Annotated in this window: 28 protein-coding genes; 16 read left to right on the top strand and 12 right to left on the bottom strand. The window is 63.2% G+C overall.

The window, feature by feature from the left end:
- The 5 genes from LB556_RS27620 to LB556_RS27600 all read right to left on the bottom strand — a co-directional run.
- Positions 1-310 (bottom strand): hypothetical protein (locus tag LB556_RS27620; RefSeq protein WP_224570740.1); only part of this gene is annotated, 310 nt, incomplete at its 3' end.
- A gap of 244 nt (positions 311-554) precedes the next feature.
- Entirely contained in the window at positions 555-950 is a 396-nt protein-coding gene (locus LB556_RS27615) for an SH3 domain-containing protein (RefSeq protein ID WP_224570739.1), read from the bottom strand.
- A gap of 308 nt (positions 951-1,258) precedes the next feature.
- Complete coding sequence (locus tag LB556_RS32095; protein WP_411908622.1) at positions 1,259-1,339, bottom strand: DUF982 domain-containing protein; 81 nt, start codon at positions 1,337-1,339, stop codon at positions 1,259-1,261.
- 229 nt (positions 1,340-1,568) lie between these two features.
- On the bottom strand, positions 1,569-2,096 hold the full coding sequence (locus LB556_RS27605; RefSeq protein WP_318011327.1) for a hypothetical protein: 528 nt from the start codon (positions 2,094-2,096) through the stop codon (positions 1,569-1,571).
- A 318-nt stretch (positions 2,097-2,414) separates the two neighbouring features.
- Positions 2,415-4,190 (bottom strand): chloride channel protein, encoded by a 1,776-nt coding sequence (locus LB556_RS27600; RefSeq protein WP_224570738.1) that lies wholly within the window; start codon positions 4,188-4,190, stop codon positions 2,415-2,417.
- Between the two features lie 221 nt (positions 4,191-4,411).
- Between LB556_RS27600 and LB556_RS27595 the strand changes: the two genes are divergently transcribed.
- The 8 genes from LB556_RS27595 to LB556_RS27560 all read left to right on the top strand — a co-directional run bounded on the left by LB556_RS27595 (position 4,412) and on the right by LB556_RS27560 (position 13,323).
- Positions 4,412-4,876: a MarR family transcriptional regulator gene (locus tag LB556_RS27595; RefSeq protein ID WP_224570737.1), complete on the top strand. Its 465-nt coding sequence runs from the start codon at positions 4,412-4,414 to the stop codon at positions 4,874-4,876.
- Positions 4,877-4,934: 58 nt separating this feature from the next.
- The gene (locus LB556_RS27590) at positions 4,935-5,624 is read left to right on the top strand and encodes a DUF4336 domain-containing protein (RefSeq protein WP_224570736.1); all 690 of its coding nucleotides are present in this window, start codon (positions 4,935-4,937) and stop codon (positions 5,622-5,624) included.
- 253 nt (positions 5,625-5,877) lie between these two features.
- A complete protein-coding gene (locus LB556_RS27585) occupies positions 5,878-7,242 on the top strand; it encodes a substrate-binding protein (protein ID WP_411908621.1) in 1,365 nt (454 codons plus the stop codon).
- Positions 7,243-7,370: 128 nt separating this feature from the next.
- Positions 7,371-8,246: a branched-chain amino acid ABC transporter permease gene (locus LB556_RS27580; RefSeq protein ID WP_224570735.1), complete on the top strand. Its 876-nt coding sequence runs from the start codon at positions 7,371-7,373 to the stop codon at positions 8,244-8,246.
- A gap of 2 nt (positions 8,247-8,248) precedes the next feature.
- Positions 8,249-10,102 (top strand): ABC transporter permease subunit, encoded by a 1,854-nt coding sequence (locus LB556_RS27575; protein ID WP_224570734.1) that lies wholly within the window; start codon positions 8,249-8,251, stop codon positions 10,100-10,102.
- Positions 10,099-10,797 (top strand): ABC transporter ATP-binding protein, encoded by a 699-nt coding sequence (locus tag LB556_RS27570; RefSeq protein WP_224570733.1) that lies wholly within the window; start codon positions 10,099-10,101, stop codon positions 10,795-10,797. The genes LB556_RS27575 and LB556_RS27570 overlap by 4 nt, the downstream gene beginning before the upstream one ends.
- A gap of 620 nt (positions 10,798-11,417) precedes the next feature.
- A complete protein-coding gene (locus LB556_RS27565) occupies positions 11,418-12,914 on the top strand; it encodes an aldehyde dehydrogenase family protein (RefSeq protein WP_224570732.1) in 1,497 nt (498 codons plus the stop codon).
- Between the two features lie 133 nt (positions 12,915-13,047).
- Complete coding sequence (locus LB556_RS27560) at positions 13,048-13,323, top strand: hypothetical protein (RefSeq protein WP_224570731.1); 276 nt, start codon at positions 13,048-13,050, stop codon at positions 13,321-13,323.
- Between the two features lie 91 nt (positions 13,324-13,414).
- Here LB556_RS27560 and LB556_RS27555 read toward each other — a convergent pair whose 3' ends face one another.
- Both LB556_RS27555 and LB556_RS27550 read right to left on the bottom strand, forming a co-directional pair.
- Positions 13,415-13,915: a peptide deformylase gene (locus tag LB556_RS27555; protein ID WP_224570730.1), complete on the bottom strand. Its 501-nt coding sequence runs from the start codon at positions 13,913-13,915 to the stop codon at positions 13,415-13,417.
- A gap of 81 nt (positions 13,916-13,996) precedes the next feature.
- Positions 13,997-15,076 carry a CaiB/BaiF CoA transferase family protein gene (locus tag LB556_RS27550; RefSeq protein WP_224570729.1) on the bottom strand — a complete coding sequence of 360 codons (1,080 nt, stop codon included), beginning with the start codon at positions 15,074-15,076 and terminating at the stop codon, positions 13,997-13,999.
- Between the two features lie 128 nt (positions 15,077-15,204).
- Between LB556_RS27550 and LB556_RS27545 the strand changes: the two genes are divergently transcribed.
- The 4 genes from LB556_RS27545 (at position 15,205) to LB556_RS27530 (ending at position 17,838) form a co-directional block, all read left to right on the top strand.
- Positions 15,205-16,227 carry an LLM class flavin-dependent oxidoreductase gene (locus LB556_RS27545; protein WP_224570728.1) on the top strand — a complete coding sequence of 341 codons (1,023 nt, stop codon included), beginning with the start codon at positions 15,205-15,207 and terminating at the stop codon, positions 16,225-16,227.
- Between the two features lie 55 nt (positions 16,228-16,282).
- Positions 16,283-16,927, top strand: coding sequence for a ThuA domain-containing protein (locus tag LB556_RS27540; RefSeq protein ID WP_224570727.1), 645 nt, complete (start codon positions 16,283-16,285; stop codon positions 16,925-16,927).
- Positions 16,928-16,989: 62 nt separating this feature from the next.
- The gene (locus tag LB556_RS27535) at positions 16,990-17,325 is read left to right on the top strand and encodes a hypothetical protein (protein ID WP_224570726.1); all 336 of its coding nucleotides are present in this window, start codon (positions 16,990-16,992) and stop codon (positions 17,323-17,325) included.
- Between the two features lie 99 nt (positions 17,326-17,424).
- The gene (locus tag LB556_RS27530; RefSeq protein ID WP_224570725.1) at positions 17,425-17,838 is read left to right on the top strand and encodes a hypothetical protein; all 414 of its coding nucleotides are present in this window, start codon (positions 17,425-17,427) and stop codon (positions 17,836-17,838) included.
- A gap of 10 nt (positions 17,839-17,848) precedes the next feature.
- On the opposite strand, the gene LB556_RS27525 is transcribed toward LB556_RS27530, so the two are convergent.
- Together LB556_RS27525 and LB556_RS27520 are read right to left on the bottom strand one after the other, a co-directional pair.
- Entirely contained in the window at positions 17,849-19,870 is a 2,022-nt protein-coding gene (locus LB556_RS27525; RefSeq protein WP_318011328.1) for an amidase, read from the bottom strand.
- Positions 19,871-19,966: 96 nt separating this feature from the next.
- Positions 19,967-20,893, bottom strand: coding sequence for a LysR family transcriptional regulator (locus tag LB556_RS27520; RefSeq protein WP_224570723.1), 927 nt, complete (start codon positions 20,891-20,893; stop codon positions 19,967-19,969).
- An 82-nt stretch (positions 20,894-20,975) separates the two neighbouring features.
- On the opposite strand from LB556_RS27520, the gene LB556_RS27515 reads away from it, so the two are divergent.
- From LB556_RS27515 to LB556_RS27500, 4 genes are all read left to right on the top strand, one after another.
- Complete coding sequence (locus LB556_RS27515) at positions 20,976-21,806, top strand: class I SAM-dependent methyltransferase (protein ID WP_224570722.1); 831 nt, start codon at positions 20,976-20,978, stop codon at positions 21,804-21,806.
- A gap of 12 nt (positions 21,807-21,818) precedes the next feature.
- Positions 21,819-22,328 (top strand): hypothetical protein, encoded by a 510-nt coding sequence (locus LB556_RS27510; protein WP_224570721.1) that lies wholly within the window; start codon positions 21,819-21,821, stop codon positions 22,326-22,328.
- 175 nt (positions 22,329-22,503) lie between these two features.
- Positions 22,504-22,740, top strand: a complete 237-nt coding sequence (locus tag LB556_RS27505) for a hypothetical protein (protein WP_224570720.1) — start codon at positions 22,504-22,506, stop codon at positions 22,738-22,740.
- 75 nt (positions 22,741-22,815) lie between these two features.
- Positions 22,816-23,016: a hypothetical protein gene (locus LB556_RS27500; RefSeq protein ID WP_224570719.1), complete on the top strand. Its 201-nt coding sequence runs from the start codon at positions 22,816-22,818 to the stop codon at positions 23,014-23,016.
- Positions 23,017-23,064: 48 nt separating this feature from the next.
- Here LB556_RS27500 and LB556_RS27495 read toward each other — a convergent pair whose 3' ends face one another.
- From LB556_RS27495 to LB556_RS27485, 3 genes are all read right to left on the bottom strand, one after another.
- Entirely contained in the window at positions 23,065-24,276 is a 1,212-nt protein-coding gene (locus LB556_RS27495; protein WP_224570744.1) for an alpha-D-ribose 1-methylphosphonate 5-triphosphate diphosphatase, read from the bottom strand.
- Between the two features lie 211 nt (positions 24,277-24,487).
- A complete protein-coding gene (locus LB556_RS27490) occupies positions 24,488-25,546 on the bottom strand; it encodes an aminopeptidase (protein WP_224570718.1) in 1,059 nt (352 codons plus the stop codon).
- A 323-nt stretch (positions 25,547-25,869) separates the two neighbouring features.
- Positions 25,870-26,745 (bottom strand): NAD(P)-dependent oxidoreductase, encoded by an 876-nt coding sequence (locus LB556_RS27485; protein WP_224570717.1) that lies wholly within the window; start codon positions 26,743-26,745, stop codon positions 25,870-25,872.
- Between the last annotated feature and the right edge of the window lie 25 nt (positions 26,746-26,770).

Below are 26,770 nucleotides of genomic sequence, written 5' to 3'. Positions count from 1 at the left end.
CTTCATTGGACTGCCTTCCCAAAGAATCTCTTCTCAGGCCAATTTCAAGCCCAAAAACCCCATATGCGATTCCCCTGGGCTCGTGGGAGGCAGCCGATCGTGCTTCCAACCACTCGTTCAATGCCATCTGGATGAGATCTTCAAGGCTGATATTCATCCGAGCCGCCACGGCCGCCAGTGCGTCTTGTGTTTTTGGCGCGAGCGGCATGCTGCCGGCGTTTCGCAACATCAGAGCCGCGCGAAGATCCGAGTGGCGCATGTCCGCTACCCCGCCGCCATCCGGCTCCTCGTCGATGGATGATGAGGTCATCGAGGGTCCTTTTCAGCAGGGGAGGCCCAACAGCCAAGGGACAGGAATGAAGCCTGCCCGGCCCGGCAGGCAGACGGGGATATTGAAGCTCGCCCCCGTGGACATATACCGGGCGCAACCGGAAACTATTCCGACACAGCCCCAGTTTTATTGCTTTTTTCGGAGGTGCGGATGGCCGGTGACATCGATGGATTCGGCCTGTCGCATCGGCCGCGGATGAACAAACCGGTGTTTCCCCCTGATCTTAAAGCACTTCGCCGGGATAAATGCCCCACAGGCCGATTTGCCTGACAAAGCCGGACATCGAGCCCAGCTCCACTGCGCACCATTGCCCGTCGCACCGCATCAGTTCGACGCGAACACGCGGTTGGAGCAAGGCGGTTATGGGACTATCAAGTGTCGGCTTCTTGCGCAGCGCGACATTGTCCTTGGCCCAGGGCGCGACAATGCCGGTCCTGCGCCCTGACAGGAGCGGCCCATAGATCCATCCGCTGGTTCCGTCCCAATCCCTTACCCTGCGCCAGTTGCCATATTGCTGATAGATCTCCAGCGGGATACCCGGCCGCTTGAAAACCCAAGCAATGCCGTAACCGACACCGGGGCCGACCCGCAGATTGGCGGACGATGCTTTTAGCGACACAAAGCGAGGCAGAGGAAGAGGAAGGACACGGGCCTCTGCCCGCATCCCAGTCGTCGTCGCGGATGCCGCAAGCAATGCGGCCGCGAGAACCAGACGAACGGGTGCGACGTACCAGGGGCGCCTGACCTCCCGGCGGACCGTCGGGAAGCCGAAAGCAGCTCTCGATTTCATTCGCATTCAGCACCGGATGTGGAAGGGATCGGGCCAATCGCCGCCCGGCACCATCGGAGGCGGTTCTCTTGTGAAGAGCTTCGCAATCGCATGGCCTGAGTTGCCCTTTGGCCACGCGCCAGTTCGTTCATGGGCTCTTACTCCACGAGCATGTGCGCTTCTCGGGCCGCGTCGACAAATGCGCCCCTGGCGACGTCAGCCGAAACGCCGCCATTCATCGCCTGGCGGCAGCTCGCAGCGCAGCCAGATGCTTTTGACTTCCTGCGCCGCGCCAGTGCCTGGTCATCAAATCGACTGCCTGATTGGCGTTGGAAAGGTTCTGGATACCGCCAGCTATGCCGGTGGACACGGGTACCGGCCTCGAAAACCACGCTTCATACATGGCCTGTCTCCAATTCTGTGACAGGCCCGGCAAATTCTCGTGCTGCCGGGTACCGGTATTTGCCATCAACCGTTCGTCTGGTTCTGGGAAACGTTGCGAGCGGGTATCGTATCCATTGCGGCCAACTTGTCCGCGCACAGATCCGCGGCGCCCGGAGCAGCCTTTTTCATGCCGGCCAATTTGACCCACCCGCCGTCGGAGATGAAACCATCCCGCTGGTAGGACGACGTTTCCTTCAGCTTGGCCAGGTTCTGGCTCGCATCGGACGCTGTGATGAATTTTTGGACGCAAAGGTTGGCGACCAGTTCCGCCCTGGCCTTGATGGCCGAGGTCTTCGCCATTTCCGACGCTGTTCCTGCCAGGGTCCAACCGCCGGCGGTAAAGCCGACGATCATCGTCAGCACGACGGCGCCTACCAGCGACCAGAACCAGAGTGTCTTGGAGGGTTGGTATTCGTCGAAACGTTGCGACAGTTTTTGGTTGTCTGCCATGGCTTTCTCCTTTCGATTATGACCTGAAAGCAACTCGGTCGTTCCGGCTGGCGACACCTTTCCGCGGGAGGTGGCGAGCAGCCAGGGAGGAGGGAGCGGCAACCCGCACTTCAGCACTGGCGACGCAGCGCTTGGGCACCCGGAATTCTCCAAAACAAGGAGTGCGGACGAATTTCCCCTTGATGCACCATATACTGCGGCCGGCCGGAACTTATTCCAGGCCAGTCGCGATTTTGTGAAACAGGGCGTGCATCTGGCGCATCCGTGCGCCGACCGCGGCTATGTCATGGCGCCCGGCCACCGGGCACGGTCGGCGGCCTGATCGAAGATCCCGAAGCGCCCGAAGCGCGCCGCACCTGGCCCGGCCCTTCGAGCGACGCAGGACAGCCGGAGTATTGTCTTTGCGACCGCCCAAAGGCGTCACCTCGGGTAGATTTTCAGGCCGTCGGCGACGGAGTTGGCGACATGCTCCCTCGTGATGACGCCGACCACGTCGTCTTCACGAGGAATGCCGTGTCCCCGCACGACGACAGCCATGAACGCGTTCTTCCGCCAGACGCGTTCGATCACGTCGGAGACGACCATGTTCTCGCCGACGATCGTGTAGTCGCGGCTGGCGATGTCCCCAAGCGTGACACCGGTATGCGCGCCTTCGAGCCCGCGCCGCAGCCCGGTGTTGACGCGGAGCACACCGAAGATCTGGCCATTCTTGATGACCACCACATGGCGGAGCCTGCCGTCGGCTTCATGCTCACGCAGAAAACCATCGAAGCTGTGTTCCGCCTGCAGCACCAGGATGTCCGCATCCATCACTTCGCGGGCATGGCGGACCAGGAACATGTTGGCGTGCAGCGCCTTGGGAATGGCACGCCCCCGGCGGACCAGCTTCAATGTATAGATGTTTTCACGCGAAAGCAGCCGCCGGATTCCCACACTGGTGGCAACGGCCAGGATCATCGGCATGACGATGTCATACTCGCGCGTCATCTCGAAGGTCATGGTGATGGCGGTCATCACGGCCCCCGTACCGCCGCCAACCATCGCCCCCATGCCGACCATGGCAAAGGCCGGAATGCTGATCGGGATCGGAATGCCTGTCGCCTGCAGCAGCGCGGCGAAACCGCCGCCAAGGGTAGCGCCCATGAACAGCGAAGGCGAAAAGATGCCGCCGGAGGATCCGGAGCCGAGACTGATCGATGTGGCTGCCGCCTTGCAAACCAACAAAAGACCCAGCAGCCATACGGCAGAGGTGTGACCGACCAGGATGCTTTCGATCGTCGCATAGCCCACACCATCGACGTAATACTGTCCGAGCGTGACGAAGAGAACATACATCAGGAGCCCTAGCAGCAGCATTCCGAGTATGTGGCGCGTGTATCGTCCGGGAATCTTGTCGAACCAGTCCTCGGCAAAATGCAGGCTGCGGATGAAGCCGGCGGCCGCCACTCCGGTCACCCCGCCGAGGGCGGCATAGAGCACCAGCAGCACGACGGCATTGCCATCCGTGGTCAGGGCCTGCAATTGCGGCACGGCAAATGCCGGCTGCTGGCCAATGAACCAGCGCCCCACGAAGGTCGCGGCGCCAGTTGCTATGGCAACCGGAAGGAAGGTGCTCACACTCACTTCGGGCATCATCAACTCGATCGCGAACATCACGCCCCCGATCGGCGTGTTGAACGTAGCGGCTATACCGGCACCCGCGCCCGCGGCGACCATCGCGATACGCTGGCCGACCGGCATGCGGATGATCTGCCCCAATGTCGATCCGAGCGCTGATCCGATCTGGATTATCGGGCCTTCGCGGCCAACCGACGAGCCGCTGCCAATGGCAACGGCCGAAGCCAGCGACTTGACCAGCGCCACGATCGGCCGAATTTTACCTTCCCGATAGTAGATGGCGTCCATGACCTCGGGCACGCCGTGGCCTTTTGCCTCGGGCGCGAAATTGCTGACAAGAAACGTGACCAGGATGGCGCCGATCACCGGCGCCAGAATGATGAACGCGCCCCATCGGCTAGGCGCCGTGAACACGTTCGCGTCATATGCCACCGCAAACGTACCGTTGAAGAAGATATTGTGGAGCAGGCCGATCAAATCGCGGAAGAGGACCGCGCCCAAACCGGTTACCACGCCAAGACCGAGTGCGAGCAAGGTGAGAACGAGCAGGCTAAGCCGGTGGCTTTCTTGGTCTTCCATCCCTGCTCGATGCGAGGCATCTTGCGCGGAAGGTTTGCCGTTGTCTGATTCACCGGTTTTCGACTTGCTGGGCGTTGCTGTGTCGCCACGTGCCATAAAAGATGCGCCTCGGATGGACTGAAAGATGAAGGCCTGGACCTTGCGAACCGAACCCGCTGGGTGATCAAGCTCAGCTTGATATATATGTCATCGAATGACATATATTGGGAGCATTGAAAAGAGTGACGGTGACCGATCCTCCTGCTTTTTCCGAGTCTTCCCGGAGCCTGGATGAGAATGCCTACCAGGGACTGGCTGGATTTCGATCTGCGCTTCGCCGGTTTTTGGCGTTCAGCGAAGTTGCCGCCTCGGCGGCTGGAGTCACGTCGCAGCAATACCAGGCGATGCTGGCTATCCGGGTGCATCCCGATCGGGCCATCATGATCAAGGAACTCGCATTGCAGATGTTGCTTCAACCGAATGGCGCGGTGCAACTGGTGGACAGGCTGGTCGGCGCCGGCCTTGCCGAGCGCCGGCAATCCTCAACGGACCGCCGCAGCGTGCTTGTCGTCATGACGGACAAGGGGGCGGCGCTGCTCGAACGCCTTGCCGCCGATCACCTCCAGGAGTTGTCCAAGCACGAGCCGCTGCTCGCAGAGTCCCTCAGGCGCCTGAGAAGCATGGAACGGTCAGGTGACGCCCCATAGCCATTCTCGCGACCATAACCGGCTGGAGCCCTATAGGCCGCTCGATGTCCTCAAGCCGGTGGCCACGGATGTCTGGATTGTCGACGGACCAGAAATCGAGTTCGGCCTCGGCTGGCTGAAAGTGCCGTTCACCACCCGAATGACGGTTGTTCGGCTTCGTTGCGGCGATCTGGTTCTTCATTCGCCCGTGCGCCACACAGCCGCCCTCCAGGCCGCGGTTGAGGCGTTGGGGCCAATCCGGTTTCTCATCGCACCGAATTCGCTTCACTATTGGTGGCTGCCGGACTGGAAAGCCCGTTTGCCGGGCGCAACGGTGCTCGCGGTACCCGGCCTGCAAAAGCGAGCCAAGCGCCGTGTCGTCGTCGACATGGAACTGACAGGGCAGGATACGCCCTGGCCGGACGAAATCGACATGCAGGTCGTCAGCGGCGACGTGCTCACGGAGGCGGTATTTTTTCATCGCGCTTCGCGAACCCTGATCCTCACGGACCTGATCGAGAACTTCGAGCCGAAACGCATCCATGGCTGGTTCTATCGAGCCCTGATGAAAATCGGTGGCGTTATGGACCCGGACGGCAAAGCCCCATTCGACATGCAATTGAGCTTCTTCCGGCATCAGAAATCATTGCGGTCGGCCGTTCGCCGCATGATCAACTGGCAACCCGAGCGCGTGATCATCGCACACGGGCGTTGGTACGAGGCCGGTGGCGTCAAGGAACTCAAGCGCGCCTTCCGCTGGGTTTTGTGACGGCGGACGCCCGTTCGGCAGGTGCCCGACGTTTCATTTTGGCGGAAGCCGCCGGCGTTTCGACCGCCCCTGCCGTACAAAGGCAGAACTCCATGCCGGACGAAACTATGTCATCAAGTGACATATATCCAACCAAAGTTGTATTGACGGCCACGTCCCCTTCCTGCGGTACTGGTTCGGCCACTCCTGAACAGATCGAGCGGTTGGCACACGTAAAAATCCAACAGGACGACAGAACGGCAGGGAGGAAGAAATGGGTTTCGAAATCGGGCGTACCGGCATAGGCCGGATTTCGCGCCGTGAGGCGTTGATGCTCGGCGCAGGTGCCGCTGGGAGCGCGCTGCTGGCGCCATACATGATGCTGCCTGCGCAGGCAGCCGACCATCCGGCGCTTGGCACTTATCCGGAAGGGTCATCGGGCGATTCAGTCTTCGTCGGCATCGCCGTGCCGCGCACCGGCACCTACGCCGCCCAGGGCGAGGACGAGATCAAGGGCTACGAGCTCGCGATCGAGCACCTCAACAACGGCAGCGAGTTGATGAGCAAGATCTCGTCCAACATCAAGAAGGGTGTACTGGGCAAGCAGGTCAAGTACGGCATCGCCGACAACGAAGCAAAGCCCAACACCGCCGTGCAGGCGCAATCGCGCTTCATCAGCGAGAACAAGGCTGTGATGATCACCGGGTCGGTCTCGAGCGCGGTGGCGGTGGCCATCAACAAGCTCGCCCAGAAGGAAAAGGTCATCTACCTGCCCTGCATCTCCGGCTCCAACGACACGACCGGCAAGGACTGCACGCGATATTCCTTCCGCGAATGCTTCTATGCCCAGACGGCGGCGCAGGCGATCGCGCCGATCCTGGTGAAGAACATAGGCAAGGGAAAGAAGATCGCTTTCCTGACACCCGACTACACCTATGGCCACACCGTCCGGCAATCGATGGAAGAGGCTCTCGGCAAGCAGGGCGAATGGACGGTGGCGACCAATCAGATTTCGCCACTCGGGACGACGGATTTCTCGACCTATCTGCTCAACGTCGCCAACAGCGGGGCGGACGTGATCGTCAACATCAATTTCGGCCGCGACGCCGTGCTGTCGATCAAACAGGCCAAGCAGTTCGGCATCCTCGACAAGATGACGTTGGTCATGCCCTACAACACGCCGTTCATCGCCGAGCAGGTGGATCCCGACACGATGGCCGGAGTCTATGCCGGCACCGACTATTGGTGGACGCTGGCCAACGACGAAAAATATCCCCTGGCGAAGATGTTCAACGACGCTTTCAGCGCGAAGTACGGTTCCAACCCCGAATGGGGCGCCAACGCCGCCTATATGCAGATCGCCATGTGGGCCGATGCGGTCGAGCGTGCGGGCTCCTTCTATCCGCCGGACGTCATCGCCGCCTACGAGAAAGGCGTCGAGATTCAGTCCACCGTCGGCCCGGTCAAGTTTCGCCCTGAAGATCACCAGCTCATTCGGCCGGTCATTATCGTCAAGGGCAAGAAGGCGGCCGACATGAAGGGCAAGGACGATTTCTATGACATCGTCGAGGTCGTCGACGGCGGGCCGCTGATGCAGGCACCGGATGCCTTCGGCTGCAAACTCGGTGACGCAGCCTGATTCAAAGCAGGGCCAAGCCATAGCCGCATGGCTGGCTTGCCCTGTCGGAAAACCACCCCGCTCGTCGCCGGCATTGTCCGTCGAGGGGCGGGGGTTTTGTGGTCGCGACGCCGGAATTGGGGACGGACTTGCTGAGTTGGGCTAATTTCATTTCGCAGATGTTCAATGGGCTGGTGCTCGGCGTCCTTCTGGCGCTGATCAGTTCCGGCCTCACCATCATCTATGGCACGCTCGGCGTTCTCAACCTCGCCCATGGCGCCATGTTCATGCTGGGCGGGTATGCCGGCTACGCGGCCTATCAGGCGACCGGCTCATACACGATCGCGGTAATCGCCGGCACTCTGTTCGTGGGCATTGTCGGGATCGTCATGGAGCGCGGCATCATCCGCCACTTCTACAGCCGACCCCAGGAGGATCAGATCCTCGTCACATTCGGCGTCGGCATCGTCTTCGTCGAACTGGTCCGGCACTTTTTCGGCAGCCTGGCACTGAACGTGCCGGCCCCCGGCTGGGCCTCCGGCATCACTTCGCTTGGCTTCATGATCTATCCAACCTATCGCCTTGCCGTGGTGGGGATCGTGGCGATTGCGCTCGTCGTGCTTTACATCGTGCTTTACCGCACCCGGCTTGGCTTGATCGTGCGCGCCGGCATAGAGGATGCCGGCATGGTCGATGCGCTCGGCATCGACGTCTACGGGGTTTTCATGATCGTTTTCGGTATCGGCGCGATGGCCGCTGGCTTCGCGGGCATCGTCAATGCTCCGGTCGCGCCGATAACACCCGACATCGGCGAAGCCATCCTGGTGCAGACCTTCGTCGTCGTCGTCATCGGCGGCGTTGGTTCGTTTCCAGGCGCAGTCCTTGGAGGGCTCATCGCCGGCGAAATCCTGAGCCTGACCTCGATGATCAATCCCAGCTATTCGCAGGTCATGCTGTTTGCCGTCATGACCCTGGTGCTGGTGGTCAGCCCACGCGGCCTGCTCGGCTCGCAGGGACGCGAATGACCATGGCGCGGCGTTCCTCTTCGCTCCAGTACTGGTGGCCGGACGTGCTGACCGCGATCGGGCTGCTGGTCGCACCCTATGTGCTGCCGTCGTTGGGCTTCTCCCAGGACACGATGAACCGCATCCTCGTGTTGGGCCTGTTCGGCATCGGTTTCGACATGCTGTTCGGCTATATGGGGCTGCTGTCGTTCGGACAGTCGGCCTTCTTCGGTACGGGCGGCTTCGTGACGGCATATCTGCTGACCAGCACGGGCCTGAGCAGCGTCGTGCTGGGGCTGCTCATCGGCACGATCGCCGCGGCGATCGTCGGGTTTCTCGTCGGGCTGATCGCGTTGCGGCGCACCGGCATTTATTTCGCGATGATCACCGTCGCTATCGCGGAGGTGTTCTTCTTCCTTGAGAACTCGCCGCTTTCGGCGTTCACCGGCGGCGAGAACGGATTGCCCGGCGTCCCGGCGCCGACCTTCTATCTTGGCTTCACCACGATCAAGGTCGGCAGCGGCTGGTCCATGTACGGCTTTCTCGCCGCCTGTTTTCTGATCGGCATGGTCATCGCACGGCGGATCATGGCTTCGCCAATCGGCCACATCATGGTCGCCATCCGTGACAATCCGCTTCGTGCCGCCGCGGTCGGGCATGACGTGAAGCGCTACAAGCTGCTGGTCTTCGTGATTGCCGCCGCCTATGGCGGTCTTGCCGGCGGTCTGCTCGGTGTCATGCAGGGCTACATGCCGCCCGATGCCTTCACCTTCGACACCTCGGGACAGTTGGTGATGCAGACGGTGATAGGCGGCCTCGGAACCCTGTTCGGCCCTCTGGTCGGCGCCGCCATATGGCTTTACCTGCGCGATTTCCTGCAAGGAACGCTCGGGCTCGGTGCGAGCTGGAAGCTGGCGCTCGGCGTCATTTTCGTGCTGCTGGTCTGTTTCCTGCGCCGCGGCGTCATCGGCGCCTTTGTCGATCTGGCGCGGTCGCTGCGCGGCAAGCGGACCGCTGACGATGAAGAGCCGGGGGTGATCCCGGAACAAGTCGTGACCGGCCTTGAGCAGTCCCGCCCGATGGTGGCGGCACGCTCGCTGTCGGCGGCGTCGGACGCCGCGGACCCGATCCTGCAAACCAGGGCCTTGAGCAAGCGCTACGGCGGCCTGGTTGCCAACGACAGCATCGACTTCACCGTCCGGCGCGGCGAGTTGCGCGGCATCATCGGACCGAACGGCGCCGGCAAGAGCACCTTTTTCAAGATGCTGACCTGCGAAATCCAGCCCAGCAGCGGTAGCATCGTCTTCAACGGCTCGGATATAACCGGCTTCGGCGTCACCAGGGTCTGCCAACTTGGCTTGACCAAGAGCTACCAGGTCAATCAGCTTTTCAGCGGTCTTTCCGTCCGCGAAAATCTGACGATCGCCGTCGTTGCGGAATTGCGCGGACCGTTTCGCCTCGACATGCTGCACAGGGTCGAGAATGTGCCGGGCCTCGATGAGCGGGTTGAGGAAGTGCTTACGCTCGTCAATCTTTCCCGGCGTGCGGATGTGCCGGTCTCGGGCTTGGCCTATGGCGAGAAGCGGCGTCTGGAAATCGGTCTTGCCCTGGCGACCTCGCCCAGCCTCCTGCTGCTCGACGAACCGCTCGCCGGCATGAGCCCGCAAGAGCGGGCGGAGACCGTCCAATTGCTGAAATCGATCCGTCAGGGACGAACCATGGTCGTCATCGACCATGACATGGACGCCATCTTCGAACTGGCCGAACAGATCACGGTGCTGGCCGAAGGCGCCGTGCTGGTGGAGGGAACGCCCCAGCAGATCAAGAACAACGTCACCGTCCAGGAGGCCTATCTCGGCGGGGTGCACGAAGCATGAGCTTGCTCGAGGTCAAATCGCTCAACAGTTACTATGGCGATTCCCATATCCTTTTCGACGTGGACCTGCGCGTGGAAGCGCATGAAGTGGTCGCGCTGCTTGGCCGAAACGGCGCCGGCAAGAGCACCACGCTCAAAAGCCTGATGGGGCTGGTGCGTCCGCGCACGGGAATGGTGCTTTTCGACGGCGAGGACGTGGCCGGGCGTCCCGCCCACGCCATCGCCCGGCGCGGCATGCAACTCGTGCCGGAAGACCGGCGCATTTTCGGCAGTCTCGATGTCGAGGAAAACATCGTGCTGGCGACACTGACGGCAGCCAACAAGTGGCCACTCGACCGGGTCTACGGCATCTTTCCGCGCCTGGCGGAACGCCGCCGCAGCCGGGGCACCGACCTTTCGGGCGGCGAGCAGCAGATGCTCGCGATCGCCCGCGCGCTCGTGCGCGACCCCAAGATCGTGTTGCTCGACGAGCCTTTCGAGGGCCTGGCGCCGGTGATCGTCCGCGACCTCATGGAGGCTTGCCAAAAGCTGGCGGCGGATGGCCTGACCATCATTCTGGTCGAACAGAATCTCGCCGCCACATTGGCCCTGGCGCACCGCGCCTATATCATCAACAACGGCCACGTCGTGCATGAAGGACCGGCCGACGAGATCAGGTCGACGCCGGAAATCCTCAAAAGATACCTCGGGGTCTGAATCGGGTTCCTGCTTTGTGCATTGCCGGACGCGGAACGCGTCCGTGCCTATAGCAATTCCAGGAAAAGTGCGTAGCGGTTTTCCGTCCGGAATTGCGTGGAGATAAGGAGTTAGAGCGGTTCAGCGATTCTATCAAACGTTGAACCGCTCTAGTGGTTTTGCGCCACGGCGGGACTGATTGGACTGACGTGAGCCCCGTAACGGTCGACCATGGTGCCGCTGGCTGCATTCAGACCGACGACATCGATCTCATGGCCACGCCGGCGTGCTTTCAAGAAACACGCAGGTCGTTTCGGAACAGCACGATGATCGGTGCGGGGTTTGATATCGTCATCCGGCTCGGTCCCGTTCCATGTGATCAATCCACGAACCGACCGACGAGGGAACGGACGCATGAGGAGATCGCGACTTCCAACCTGCGAAATCGCGACGACAGAGGTCACGACCATATAACAATACAGATTGTACGCATTACGCATTGCGAGCGGCTTTGGATCATGCCGGGTGAGACGTCCGCAAGCGCCGCTCGTCGAGGCCGCCACCCGCCTTTTTAACCTTCCTTGTTGGATGTCGCCCGCGCCGGGCGTAATAGTCGCCACGGAATTCGTGAGGAGGAAGAGATGACGGTGAATTTCGACCCCAGGGCGACGGCCACGACGCTCTACCACGGCGAATTCCGGCCCATGTTCATCGGCGGCAAGTGGGTTGCGGCGCGGTCCGGCCAGGAGATGCAGGCACTGAACCCGGCGACCGGCGAGGTGCTGGCGACCGTGCCGCGTGGCGGAGCCGCCGATATCGACGCGGCGGTGGCGGCAGCGCGTACGGCGTTCGAAGGGCCCTGGTCGAAATTCTCGCCCTATGAGCGGCAATGCGTGCTGCTCAGGGTCGCCGACCTGTTCGAGGCCCATTGGGATGAGCTCAGCGTCTCCGACACGCTCGACATGGGACTGCCGATCACGCGCACGCTGGCCAACCGGCGCCGCGTCATCGGCATGCTGCGCTTCTATGGCGGCATGGCAACCGCGCTGCACGGCGAGGCGATCGACAATTCCATTCCCGGCGAGATCGTCACTTTCACCAGGCGCGAGCCGGTGGGCGTCGTCGGCGCGATCATTCCCTGGAATGCGCCGACCGCGGCCTCGATCTGGAAGATCGCGCCGGCGCTCGCCACGGGCTGCACCATCGTGTTGAAACCCTCGGAAGATGCCTCGCTGACGCCGCTGCTGATCGCCCGGCTGATGCAGGAAGCCGGTGTCCCCGACGGCGTCGTCAACATCGTCACCGGTACGGGGGCCGAAGCGGGTGCGCGGCTCGCCGAACATCCCGACGTCAACAAGATCGTCTTCACCGGTTCGACGCTTACTGGTCAAGCGATCGCGCGGGCGGGCGTGGCCAATCTCAAGCGCGTTTCGCTGGAGCTCGGCGGCAAGTCGCCAATCATCGTCTGCCGCGATGCCGATATCGACAAGGCGGTTCCGGTCGCGGCGATGGCGGTGTTCGTGCATTCGGGCCAGATCTGCATTGCCGGCTCGCGGCTGTTCGTGGCGCGCGAAATCCATGACGAGTTCGTGCGTCGGCTCGCCGAGTTCGCCGGCAGGCTGCGCATCGGGCACGGCATCGAGGCGGAGACGGAGATCGGGCCGCTCATCAATGCCAGGCAAGCCGGCAAGGTGGAAGGCTACATCAAGGCCGGCAGCGACGAGGGCGCCAAACTGGTTGCCGGCGGCTCGCGGCTGACGGGCAAGCTTTATGATGGCGGCAATTTCATCGCGCCGACCGTCTTCGGTGCGGTGTCGGACACCATGACCATCGCGCGCGAGGAGATCTTCGGGCCGGTGATCTCGGCGATGCCTTTCGACACGCTGGACGAGGCCGTCGCACGCGCCAATGCCACGCCTTATGGCCTGGCGGCCGGCATCTTCACCAGCCATCTCGGCACCGCGCACAAGCTGGCGCGCCGCGTCAAGGCCGGCTCGGTCTGGGTCAACATGTACCATGCCATCGACCCGGCCGTGCCTTTCGGCGGCATGAAGATGTCGGGTTATGGCCGCGAGGGCGGGGTCGAGCATCTGCATGAGTATCTGGAGACCAAGTCCATCTGGATCCAGACCGACTGAGGGTGTGGCGAAATTCAGGTAAGGCGGCCCGCGAAGGGCGGCCTTGATGCGCTGTGGCGACACCGTTGCTCAGGAACTTTTCGTCACCTGACGATTTGGATATAAGATGAAATCCAAACAGAAGGGTTTGCCGATGACGACCAAACGGTTAGCGATCTGCGCTGTTGCCCTGGCAATGGGCTTCGGCATGTCCTCTTCGGCATTCGCCGGGGCCAGGCATCGGCACCACCACGAAGAACAGGAACGCTATGTTCCAGCCAGCGACGATCTCATCGATTTCCTGTTCGGCGGCCCGCGCTATTACGACCAGCAATTGTTCACGACGGCCGCCGGGGCCTGCTCCTACGACCGGACAGGACCGGACGGCTTTGCGATAAACAAGATCAACGATCACCACTGCGGGAAATGATCGGCTGAGCCCCGCCTGCCGGCGGGCCGGCACGTTGCGAAGGTGATCCGCTCTGCCGGCGCGGACATGCTGCGGGCGTGATTGGTAGCGTCTACGAGGGTCGTATCAGCTTGCCGTAGCGCTTGATCAACCGGTCGCGCCTGAGGCGCATCAGCCTTTGCGTCCAGAACAGCCCGTCGAGTTGATCGATCTCATGCTGGTGGCAAACCGCCAGCAGACCTTCGGCGTCCTCGAACCGCTCGTTGCCATCCAGGTCCTGATAGCGGACGCGTATGCGGGCGTGCCGCTCGATGTCCTCGGTGAAGCCGGGCATCGAAACACTGCCTTCCGCATGACGGATCATCTCGGTCGACGCCTGGATGACAGATGGATTTGCGTAGAGACCCGGCTTTGCTGCGGAAGGAAGCTGGATGACGACCAGGCGTTTCAAGATGCCGATATGCGGGCCGGTGATGCCGATCCCAGGTGCCGCGTGCATGGTGTCGATGAGATCGCCGGCCAAACCGTGCAGATCGCTGTCGAACAGGTCTATAGGCTCCGCCACGGCGCGGAGGAGGGGATTTGGGAATCTCAGGATCGGTCGAACCGCCATGAACCTTGTCCTATCCGCCAATCGTCTCGGTGGTAAGCCGCAGGTGACCGGCGAACACCGGCACAGCCTGGCACGATGCCATCACGGTCCCGCCAGGCCCGCGCGGATTTCGGCATCGTGTTCGCCGCGCGCCGGGCTTTTGGCCGACGTCTTTTGTTCCCATCCGGAAAAGCGCGGCGCTGGCGCCGCCTGCAGCACGCCGTTCGCTGTCAGCCATGTGCCGCGTGCGGACATGTGCGGATGCAGGGCGGATTCGTGTGGACCAAGCACCGGGCCGACGCAGGCGTCGGAGCTTTCGAACAGTTTGCCCCATTCGTCGCGAGGTTTCGTGGCAAAGATCGCCGCCAGCCGGTCGCCGAGTTCCGGCCAGAGATCGCGATCGAACTGGCTGGCGAATTGCGGATCGGCGGCGAGGCCAAGCCTGTCGAGGAAGAGCGCGTAGAATTTCGGCTCGACGCACTGGACGCCGATGAAGCCGCCATCGGCGGTGCGGTAGACGCGGCACCAATGCGGCCCGTCGAGTAGGCTGCGGCCGCGCCCGGCGGCAAGCGCGCCGGACTGGCCGAGCGACATCAGCAGGTTCATCATGTGGGCGGAGCCGTCGACGATCGCGGCGTCGACCACCGTGCCTTCGCCGCTGGTGCGTGCGTTCATGATCGCGGCCAGCATGCCGATCACCAGATAGAGCGCGCCGCCGCCTATGTCGCCGACAAGCGTCGGCGGCGCCATGGGCGGCTCGCCGGGCAAGGAGGCGTACCAGAGCGCACCCGACAGGCCGATATAGTTCAAGTCGTGCCCGGCGGTGGCGGCCAACGGTCCGTCCTGACCCCAGCCGGTCATGCGGCCGTAGACGAGGCGCGGGTTGACGGCGAGGCAGGCCTCCGGGCCGAGCCCGAGACGTTCCATGACGCCGGGCCGGAACCCCTCGATCAACCCGTCCGCGGTGGCGATCAGGCGTATCAGCACGGCCACGTCGTCTTCGTTCTTCAGGTCGAGCGCGATGGAGCGCTTGCCGCGATCGAGCAGCGAGCGCTCAGGCGCGCCTGGCATCGACTTGCGGTGGACGACGATGACATCGGCGCCGAGATCTGCGAGCAGCATGCCGGCGAAGGGCCCCGGCCCAAGCGCCTCGATCTCGACGATGCGGATTCCCCTGAGCATCCCATCCTCCACAGCGGTCAACCCCTTAGTGCCTTGCTAGTACGAACTTTCAGTGTCGGGAGGGCGACGGTGTGTAACCCCGCGCTTTCGCCATTGAAGCACGTGCCGCGCGCATATACTTCAGGCCCATGAAGAAAATCGGTTTCCTGTCATTCGGGCACTGGACGCCCTCGTCGCAATCGCAGGTGCGGTCGGCATCGGACGCGCTGCTGCAATCCATCGATCTCGCTGTGGCGGCCGAGCAGCTCGGTGCCGACGGCGCCTATTTCCGCGTCCATCACTTCGCCCGCCAACTCGCCTCGCCGTTCCCGCTGCTGGCGGCGATCGGCGCCAGGACCAGCCGCATAGAGATCGGTACGGCCGTCATCGACATGCGCTACGAGAACCCGCTCTACATGGCCGAGGACGCGGGCGCGGCCGACATCATCGCCGGCGGGCGGCTGCAACTGGGCATCAGCCGCGGCTCGCCCGAGCAGGTCATCGACGGCTGGCGCTATTTCGGCTACGCGCCGCAGGAAGGCAAAAGCGACGCCGACATGGCGCGCCATCACGCCGAGGTCTTCCTCGACACGCTGCGCGGCGATGGCTTCGCGCGGCCCAACCCAAGACCGATGTTTCCCAACCCGCCCGGCCTGCTCAGGCTCGAGCCGCATTCGGAGGGCTTGCGCGAGCGCATCTGGTGGGGCGCGGCCACCAACGCCACCTCGGAATGGGCGGCGAAGCTCGGGATGAATTTGCAGAGCTCGACGCTGAAATTCGACGAGAGCGGCAAGCCGTTCCATGTCCAGCAGGCGGAGCAGATCCGCATCTATCGCGAGGCCTGGAAGGCTGCCGGGCATGAGCGCGAACCGCGCGTTTCGGTCAGCCGCAGCATCTTCGCGCTGGTCGACGACCGCGACCGCGCCTATTTCGGGCGCGGCAATGAGAGCCGCGACCAGATCGGCTTCATCGAGGAAAACACGCGCGCGATCTTCGGCCGCAGCTACGCCGCCGAACCCGATGTGCTGATCAAGGAACTGGCGCAGGACGAGGCGATCGCCGAGGCCGACACGCTGCTGCTCACCGTGCCCAACCAGCTCGGCGTCGACTACAACGCCCATGTCATCGAGGCGATCCTGACCCATGTCGCGCCGGCGCTGGGGTGGCGCTGAGGGCCGCGCCGTGTAACCATCGGCCACCGCGGACAGGTCTAGGGAGATGCACGGCATGCCGAAGAAGGCCATGGTTGCCTGGGGCGGCTGGGAAGGCCACACACCTGAGCGCAGCGCCAATGTCGTGCGCGACATGCTGGAGCGCAACGGGTTCGTGGTGACGCTCGGCCACGGCACGGCGATGTTCGCCGATCCGGACCTTGCTTCATTCGATCTCATCGTGCCTGTGATCACGATGTCGACGATCGAAAAAGCCGAACTGAAGAACCTGACCCAGGCGGTTCGCCAGGGGAGCGGGCTTGGCGGCTTTCACGGCACGATGGGCGACAGTTTTCGCAACGAGCCCGACTACCAGTTGATGACCGGTGGCCAATGGGTCGCGCATCCCGGCGACATCATCGACTATCGTGTCGTCATCACCCGGCCGGACGATCCGATCACCAGCGGCATCAGCGATTTCGCCTACCGGTCGGAGCAATATTACATGCATGTCGACCCGAGCAACGAGGTGCTGGCGACGACCACCTTCACCGACGCGCATTTCCCGGGCATCGGCGGCGTCGTCATGCCGGTCGTCTGGAAGCGCAGATACGGGGCGGGGAAGGTGTTCTACAGTTCGCTTGGACACACGGCGGATGAGTTCGCCGTGCCGGAAATGGCGCGGATTGTCGAGCGCGGTTTGCTCTGGGCGGCGCGCTAGCCGTAAGCGCGGTTTCATGAAGTTCCGGGGGCTAGGGTCGGAGGAGATGCGCGGAGACGGTCATGGACAGGCGAGATAGCTGGTCAGCGTCCGAAAAGAAGATCGCGCGCCGGGCGTTCGATGCGGCGCTGGAGTTGGCGCTGGCAAAGATGATGGCCGAGTTCAAGAGCAGGGCCAGTGCAGCGACGCAACCTTCGGAGATGTGGGAGGTCGAGGATTTTTTGCGTGAACAGCGACGGAAGATCGACTGGATGTTCGACTACCGTTACTCCCAGCTTCTTGACGTGTTTACCCGTCTGATTCTCGCAGGGCATATGGACGAAGCTCTCATCGCCGGCTTGTCGCAAGACAAGCTGGAAACGATCCGCTCACACCTTGCCGATGCCGCAAAGCGTTAAATCTCGATCAGGCTATACCGGCCGGCAACGCGGTCGCTGATGAAGCGTTGCCTGGTCGAAGGCTATCGCACTACTATACGGAAAGCATGGGGGGTGGGAATGGTCGAACAGTGCACTGTGTTCCTGATTGGTGGAGGTTCTATTGGTGACGACGAGCAAGCCGTATTTACTTTGCACGTCGATGGCACCGTCTGCAGTTTGACGTGCCGCTATCGGGACAAGGTGATCAAGGCCGATGAGGAAGACTTTTTCGAAGCCCTGTTCCAGATCCGCCAAGAGCTGGAAGTCGATGGTTTGCTGCCCTTCTGTTACGGAGCAAGTGCCAACGTCTATCCCGAAAGCACGGTGATGGAGAGAAGCCGCGGATTGATTGCCTGCAAGGTGAAGATCGGGCAACTTCCTCAAAGCACCGATCTGGTCGACATATTCGATGATGGTCCCGACGTGGTGCCTGTTTTCGTGCACCTGCAACAGGAGTTTTGGGAAGAATGGCTGGCTTCGCTGCCCTCGTAGCGGCCGGCATTCACCCAATCCCGCCGGCAACCGCATACGCGCCGGCGGCGCGCCCGTCGTCCAGCCGCACCACCGCAGTCACGATCGAGCCGTACGAGCCGCGCCAGACACTATGAAACCGCCGATGCTCGGCGGTCGGGACAAGCACCCGCCCGGTGAACCGCGTGCCGTTTTGCTGCATCTCAACGGCCTGCCCATTGACATGGACCTTGATGCTGGCCGTTTCAGTTGTTTCGCCAACCATTTCGAGGGTGATGGCGACCTCGTCCTCATCGCCCGAATTGATTGCCTCGGCCGCAAGCTTGATGGCGGGCGCAGGCGCCTTGCCATCGCCTGCTTGGGCGCGGTTGCGCGAAAAGACATCGTCGGCCAGTTCCGGCGTGCGCGGCGGGCGGGTGCGGCGCTGCGTCGACCGTTCGTAATCCCCGGCCATGCGCAGCAGCCTTTCGTCGTCATAGGCCTTGCCGGCGAAGGTGAGGCCGACCGGCATGCCGATGTCGGCCATCGTGCCCATCGGCACGGTGACGGTCGGGATGCCGAAATGGCGCCAGACCAGATTGCCGTTGGCGACCCAGGTGCCGTTGCGCCAGGCAAGGTCGGCTGACACCTCATTGATGTCGGCGTCGGCCGGGCCAACATCGGCGGCGGCGGGCAGCACGGCGGCGTCGAGGCGGTTGGCGTCGAGCCAGTCCTCGAAGTCGATGCGCCTTGTTGCCTCAAGCCCCCTGATGCCGTCTTCGATCGTGGGGATGTCGGCCAAGGGCCTGACGCCGAGCTTTGCCCGCTCGACATATTCCAACAGATCGAAGCCGCCGTCATAGCGGTCGGCAAGCGTGCCCGGCGGCCGCGGAAAGATTTTCGGGCCGTCGACCGAGGCGAGATCGGGCAGGGCAGGGTCGGCATTGGCGCGCAGGAAATCGTCCCAGCCCCAGATGCAGAGATCCCAGAGTTCGCGCTCGGCGAAATCCTCAGGCACCAGCCCGCGCTCGACCATGGTTTGCGTGCCGGGCCGGTCGCGCTCGTAGTTGGAGACGACGGGAAAATCGACCTCGACCACCTCGGCGCCCAGCCGTCGCAAATCCGCCGCCGCCTGCTCCCACAAAGCAAGCACCGAGGCGCGGGTTTCGATTGGGCGGTCGTTTTCTGTATCCCGGCCGATATACATCCTGGGCACGCCTAGCCGCTTGCCCTTGAGTGACCCCTCCAGCGCCAGATCCGTATAGCGGGGCGGGCGCGTCACGGAGCTTTTCGGCAACGCGACCCAGGGCTGGGCGCGCCAGAAATCGCCTCGCGTTTCCGGATCGTCGGCGACGATAATGTCGAGCAGTTCCAGCATGTCTGGCACGCTGCGCGTATGCGGCACCACCACGTCCATGGTCGGCACCAGGGGCCAGTTGCCGCGCACGGAGATGACGCCGCGCGAGGGCGTGTAGGCGACCAGGGCGTTGTTGGTGGCGGGCGCGCGGCCGGACGACCAGGTCTCCTCGCCGAGCCCGAAGGCGCAGAAGCTGGCCGCCGTCGCGGTGCCTGAGCCGTTGGAGGAGCCCGACGCGAAGGCGGCGGTCAGATAGTCGGCATTGTATGGGCTTTCGGCGCGGCCATAGACGCCGCGCTGCATGCCGCCGTTGGCCATGGGCGGCATGTTGGTGAGGCCGATCAGCACCGCGCCGACGGCACGCAGCCGGGCGATGGTGAAGGCGTCCTCGTTGGCGACGAGTTGTTCGAAGGCCGGCGAGCCGGCGGCGACCGTCAGGCCTTTGACCTTGTAGCTGTCCTTGGCGGTGTAGGGGACGCCGTCGAGCTGGCCGAGCAAGGTGCCCGCGCGACGCCGCTGGTCGGAAGCGGCGGCCTCCTCGAACATGTCCGGGTTGAGCACGGGGACGGCATTGAGCGCGATGCCATGGCGATCAAAATGCGCAATGCGCCTGAGATAGGTCGCGACCAGTTCGACACTGGTGACGAGGCCGTCATCAAGTGCGCGGCGCAGTTGGTCGATCGTCGCTTCGACGAGGTGAAGGCTGGCGTCGTTCATCATCGGTCCCGGACGGTCGCTGGATCGAGCGCCATGGATGGAGGCGGCCGCCGGCTTCGGCAAGAGCCAATCGCAATTCGTTGCGGGCCAGGTGGCTCAGCCGCGTGCCTCGGCGTCGCCTCGACGCCTGACATGGTCGATGAAGGCGCGCAGCTTGGGCAGGACCTGACGCTTCCCCGGATAGTACAGGAAAACGCCCGGCAAGGTCACGGCAAACGGTTTCAGCACCTCCTGCAACCGGCCATCGGCGACCGGCACGCTGGCGAGCGGTCGGGGCACCTGGGCAAGCCCGGCCCCTTGCATCGCCGCGCCCAGAAGCGTCGGATAATCATGCGCGATCAGCGGCCCGGAGACGATGGCCTCGACCGACTTGTTGCCGTCGACAAAGGGCCAGGGCGCGATCGATCCGTTCGAGCGGCGCATGCGCAGGCAGGCATGGCCACGCAGATCCTCGATGCGCCGCGGCGGCGTGCGGTCGCGCAGATAATCGGGACTGCCGACGACCACGAATGGCAGCGGCGGCGTCAAGCGTATCGCGATCATGTCGGCGGCGACAAACTCGCCGGGCCGGATGCCGGCATCGAAGCCCTCGGCGGCAAGATCGACGAGTTCGCCACTGGCGACGATCTCCAGCTCGATTTCCGGATAGGCCTGGCAGAAAGAGGCAATGAGCGGCTCCAGCAGGATCGGTACCACCGACGGTGGCACCGAGAGGCGCAGCAGTCCGGTCGGCCGCTGGCCGAGATCGCGCGCCACTTCGCTCGCGGCGATCAGTTCCTCGAATGCCGGTCCCGCGCGCGAGAGAAAGCGCTCGCCGGCTTCGGTCAGGCCGACGCTGCGGGTCGTGCGGACGAAGAGCGCGGCGCCGATGCGTGCCTCGAGCGTGCGGATCGCCTGGCTCATCGCCGACGGCGTCACCTTGAGCTCGGCGGCCGCCTTGCGGAAGTTGCGGTGCCGGGCCACGCTCAGGAAAGACTCGACACCGTCGAGCGCGCCCTGCCTGACTGTGAAGTTCTGCTTCATGACGCATCGACATTATCGCGGATAGTCGCGGTTCGAAAGCGGTCCTATGTCTTCGGCAAGGACACAAGCAGAGGAACCAGCAATGACAGACAATCTCGACGGCGTGCGCGCCCACTATCGCGCCAGCGGCCTGACCGAGCGCCTCAAGGTGGCGCTGGCCGCCCTCGGACCAGAGGACCAGCGGCTCATGCCGGATCAATTGGCCGGGCTCGACCAGTTCCACACCCGCGGGCTCGCGGCGACCGCCGAGCTTGCCGGGTTGGCGGGGATCGGCCCGGAAACGATGGTGCTCGATGTCGGGTCGGGGCTTGGCGGGCCGGCCCGCTTCCTGGCCGCGTCCTATGGCTGCGGGGTGACCGGTGTCGACCTCAGCGAGCCATTCGTCGAGGCGGCGGACTACCTGACTGAACGAATGGGACTGGGCGCACAGGTGGCATTCAAGGCCGCCAGCGCGCTGGCGCTTCCCTTCGATGACGGCCGTTTCGATGTCGTGCTGCTGCAGCACGTGGCGATGAATATCGCCGACCGGGAAGGGCTCTATGGCGAGATCAGGCGGGTGCTGAAGCCGGGCGGCCGGTTTGCCACCTATGATGTCGTGTTGAATGGCGGCGAGCCTCATTATCCCGTTCCCTGGGCACGAAGCCCGGCGGAGAGTTTCTTGCTCACCGCGGCTGAAACGCGGGCGCGGATCGAGCGGGCAGGCTTCGAAACCCTGGTGTGGCAAGACGACACCGAGGCAGGCAAGGCGTGGTTTTCGCAGTTGCGGACGTCCGGACCGCCCCCTTCGCTCAATCTCGGCGTCGTCATGGGGCCGGACTTCGCCGGGCTCGCCGCCAACCTTGGACGCAATCTCGGCGAAGGCCGGCTGGGCATCCTGACCGCCGTCTTCGAAGCCATTCCGGGCAAGGCCTGAGAGGAGGCGCAAATGTCGCCGGCAATGATCTTCGATATTCATCTCGCCTTGGGCTACGTGCCATGGTTGCTGTGCTTCGGCCATTATGTCTGGCCGAGGCTCAAGTCGATGGACCGCCTCGAGGCGCAACGCGCCATCGCCACGCTGCACAGTTTCCGCTTCTTCGGGCTTGTCTTCATCCTTCCGGGAGTCGTCGGGCCCAATCTGCCCGCCGGTTTCACGGTCTTCGCCGCCTACGCGGACTTCGCCACCGGATTGCTGGCCATGCTGGCGCTTGTGACCGCAAGGGCTCCCTCGGTCTTCTGGCCACTCGTGGTCGCCTTCAACCTCGTGGGAAGCGTCGACATCGTCGTCGACTATTATCATGGGGTCCAGCTCGGCCTTCCCGATCTGGCAGGAGAGTTGGGCGCCGCCTATGCGATCCCGATCATCTATGTGCCGCTGCTGATGATCACGCATGTTGCCGCATTCTATCTGCTGATGGGTCGCCAGTCCGAGGCGGTTCAGGGCTCCCACCCGTGACGAGGACGGTGCGAAGCCACCTTGATGTTGATGTCGATGCCGGGAGGATGATCAGCGCCTCGGTGGCTTCCAGGGCTTTTCGCGAGCCTAGTCGCGCGCGCGGTAAAAAATCTTATGCAACTTCCTGATGAACGGGAGCGTTACTAGCCCCTCAAGGGAAGGTGAGGTTTGCGATTTGGACCGTTTCGAGATCCTGAACGAGCCGACAGGCACGTATTCCATTTTCGACAGAGATACCGACTTGCCGGTGATGGTGGAAGGCAGGGCTTTCATCGGGCTCCGTCGGCACGAAGTGCCGCTGGCCCTGCTCGCCGCCATTGAGCCCGACCATAGCGGCATGTCGCTCGCGGGGGTCAATCACCCGAACGTCGGCCACCCGAACATCAGCGACGCGACTTGCAACCGTGAATGAATGCTCTCATAAGTTGCGGAAAGGCACGCAGCATGAAAGAAAAATGGTGCCGTTCTCACCGCATGTAGGGGAATCATGCCTGACCAGGATGCGCTTATCCGCGCGGCGATCGCACTGCTGCTTTCGGAGAAAACCGGAGCCGCGGCCCTTTCCATGAAAGAGAGCATCGCCGACCTGCTGGCGACAACCGGTGTTGCGCCAACCGTCGACACGCTGCAGGACATGCTGCTGGAGATGGCCGAGGTGCGCGGCATGATGGTCGTACTCGACGTTTAGCGCGACCCTAAAGCATGATGCCGAAAAGTGTGAAGCGGTCATCCGGCTCTAGGCGGCTGGTAGCCGCTCGGACGGGGCGGGACCAACGCGTTGGGCTTTCCGCGCCGGCGCAAGGGTACCATCGCCGTAGATCATGCGGCCGGCGCGGAAGGTGGCGCGCACACGTGGCACCGGCTGGCGGTCCGCGACAACGAGATCGGCCAGAAGCCCAGCTTCGATGGCGCCGCGATCGGTGAGCCCGAGGGCTGCGGCCGGATTGGCGCTTGTCAGCGCCGCCGCTCTCGCCAGGCCGCCGTCGCGCAGCTCCGCCAGACCGAGAATGGCCGGCAGGATCGAGGCCGGGTGATAATCGCTGGCCAGCATGTCGAGCAGCCCTGCCTCATAAGCCTGCCGGGCGGAAAGGTTGCCGGAATAGGACTCTCCGCGCAGCGCGTTTGGCGCGCCCATTGCGGTGTGCATGCCGAGCCTGCGGGCTTCGCGTGCCGCCTCCAGGGTTACCGGGAATTCACTGAGTGCGGCGCCCAGGCCGTGGACGAGTTCGACCTTTTCCAGCGTGTCGTCGTCATGCGAGGCAAGCACGATGCCGCGGGCCCTGGCGCGGGCCGACAGGTCCTGCAGCGCGTTGAGCACATCGCCCTGGTCTTCGCGACCGGCCATGCGCTTGCCGACGACCTCGGACGCCGCGGCGACGGACATGCCGCGTTCCTTGGCGATGCGGGCGATATAGAGTTCGACGTCGCGGTACTGCCCCTGCCCAGGCGTGTGATCCATCAGCGAGATCAGGTGCAGCCTGCCGGCGTCCATCAGCTTTTGCAGCATGGCGATGGCCGGCGCGAAGGTTACTTCGAAACGGGCATGGATGCGATGATCGACCAGGAGGTCGTCCTTCATCCCGGCAATGGTGTCGATGATCGCCGAGGTATGGTCTTCCGAGCGCAGCACGCCGCTGGTGACGCTGGCGCCGATGAAGGAGAGCGCCGCATAGGCCGTGGTGACGCCGCATGAGGCGAGCTTCTTGTCCAGTTCGGCGATGCCGATCCGCATCGGCACGTGCACGCCGATGCGCGGCTCGACTTCCTTCTCCACCATGTCGCCATGCATGTCGATGAAGCCCGGCAGCAGCAGGCGGCCGCCGCCCGACAAGTCGGCGTTCTCGACAGGTTGGTCGCGGATCTCGGCGATGCGGCCGTCTACGATCCTAACAGCCCCGTTCGGGATGACATGGTCGCGCAGGACGATCTCGAATTCACTCAGCCACAGATCCTGTTTCTTCGGCTGATCCCCGTGGGGCAAGGCGCTGACTGTCCGCTCAAGCATGGTCGTCTCCGAAGGCACATTTCGTATTTCCGGATCGCCCTCCGGCGAGGCGGTTTCAAGGCGTGTCATCCGAATGTTTCATCTCCGATGACCGGATAAGCTGGCTTGGTGACAGCGCTGTGATCTCCTTTTGCGAAGTCCGCCTTTCTGGTCGTCAATCACACGTGGCCACGGCCTTGAGCGCTTCGGCACGGGCCGGTCCGGGCAAATCCGCGATCCGCCGGACTGAAGCGTAGAACCTCGGATAATTGGCGGAGCACAGGTCGAACAAGCGAAGAAACGCCGGAACCTGTTCGCCGTAGACAGCGGTCGCCGCGAGCTTTGCGTTGTTGATCGGGGCATCGAACCAGGCGTCGTATCCCCGGTATCCGGCCCAGCGTCCGTCGCGCGTTTGCCGGTAGCGCATCCGCAGCGTGTCGAGCGTGGCCGCCTTGGCCGCCGCCATCTCAGCCGGGGTGCGGGAGCTTTGATAAACCCGCTTCAACTCGTCGCGCGTTTTCGACACCAGTCCGAGAAAATCGGCGCTGCGCCGGCGATCGGCTTCGTAGCGGCGCAGTCCGGCGCGATCGCCGGCCGCGCGGAGCCACTTTCTTGTGCCTGACACCTCGACGGCAACCGCGAAAGCCTCATTGAATGCGGAATCGCCGTTCACATAGAGGCGCTGATGCGCCAGTTCATGAAAGATGAGACTTGCCAGATAGGTATCGTCCCGGCGGAGCATGGTGCTGAGCAGCGGGTCGCTCGACCAGCCCAGCGTGGAATACGCGGTGACGCCCGTGACATAGACGTCCAGCCCCAGCCGATGAAGTTCGACAGCGCTTTCCGTTGCCGATTTCCGATCGAAGTAGCCCCGGTACGGAACGCAGCCGAAAACCGGAAAGCACCATGTTTTTGGCGTGAGCGAGAATTGCGGAGCGGCAAAAACGGCCCAGGTCACCGCGTCCCGGTGGATGTCGACATAGCTGTGGTAGCTGCTGTTGTCGGGCAGTGCCAGCTCGTCTGTCGCGAACCGCCTGATAGCGCTCGCCGACGTCAACCTGGCGCGCAATGCCTGAGGTGTCGAAGGGGCCTTGATCAGCTTTCCGACGTCCTTGCGCGCGGCCATGATCCGCACATGACCCTCCAGCGATTGCGCGAAGTAGGAAATGCTGGTGCAACCGCTCACCGCGGACGCCACGACCGCCGCGGCGAGCAATCGAAAAACACGCTTCACTTCTTCCCCATCACTTCGTTGCCGCCCCATGGAGCACATGTGCGGCGGACCGTCCACTGGGCATGCCCTTGAAGCTGCCGGACTGTCGCCGGCCCAAGCCATATGGCTGCTATGCGCCCAATCTCGGTCGTTTGGGATCAAGGCCGGACACTCCTGGCAGCGGACCGGCAGCTTTCCCATTGTCGCCGGCCCATCGGCAACCCGCCAGCCCGGCGGTTCCGCTGTCAGTGGAAATCAACGATCGGAAGACCTCCTTGCGAAATCTAAGCTCGATCGTCTCCTGTGTGATGACGCAAAGATCGCATCGCCCCAAAAAGGCCCCTTCATCGGCCGCTATTCAATCGCTCGATTTCCAAAATAAGGGCGCTATGGTCTGGGTCTCCTTCATGTTCGGTCAAGGAGCGAAAAAGCTGCGCAACGCAGGTCAGGAGCGGTGCCGAACTCCCGACCGTCTTTGCCGTTGCGAGCGCGTTGTCGAGATCCTTCAGGTGCGTGACTGTCCGCCCCCTAGTGACGAAATCGCGATCAATCATCCGCTGTCCATGCAGATCTAAAACCCGGCTCTCCGCGAAGCCGCCGCGCAGAGCTTCCCGAACCCTCGCGGGGTCGGCTCCGAGCCGAGACGCAAAGGTCAGCGCCTCAGCCACGGCCCCGATGGCTATACCGACGACCATCTGATTTGCGAGCTTGGCCACTTGGCCTGAGCCAATGGGCCCAACATGCACTGGTTTGCCCATCGCTTCGAGCACGGGCTGCGCCCGTTCAAATGCCGTTGCAGTTCCCCCGGCCATGATCGAGAGTGTGGCCGTATCGGCGCCGACGGTTCCGCCAGAGACCGGCGCATCCACATAGGCGACGCCGACCAATGCCAAACGGGCCGCGTGGTCCTTGGCCTCGTTCGGACTGATCGAGCTCATGTCGACGACGAGCGCACCGTCTTGAAGACCATATGCGGCCCCACCCTCGCCGAACAGCACCTGCCCGACGACGGACCCGTTTTCCAACACGGTGACAACGATGTCGGCATCTCTGGCCGCTGCTTCCGGCGTTGCCGCCACCCGTGCGCCATCGATGACCTCAGCCTTGGCGCGCGTGCGGTTCCACACGGTCATGGGATAGCCCGCCGCAACCAGACGGCGGGACATCGGCTGGCCCATCAACCCTGTGCCGAGAAATGCGATGTGCGCAAGATCACTCATCGAATGGCTCCATGCAGGAAGGAAC

It is taken from the genome of Mesorhizobium sp. ES1-4 (assembly GCF_020164745.1).
Lineage (GTDB): Bacteria > Pseudomonadota > Alphaproteobacteria > Rhizobiales > Rhizobiaceae > Mesorhizobium.
The sequence above is the reverse complement of the archived record's forward strand: the minus strand, read 5'-3'. Positions and strand labels throughout refer to the sequence as shown.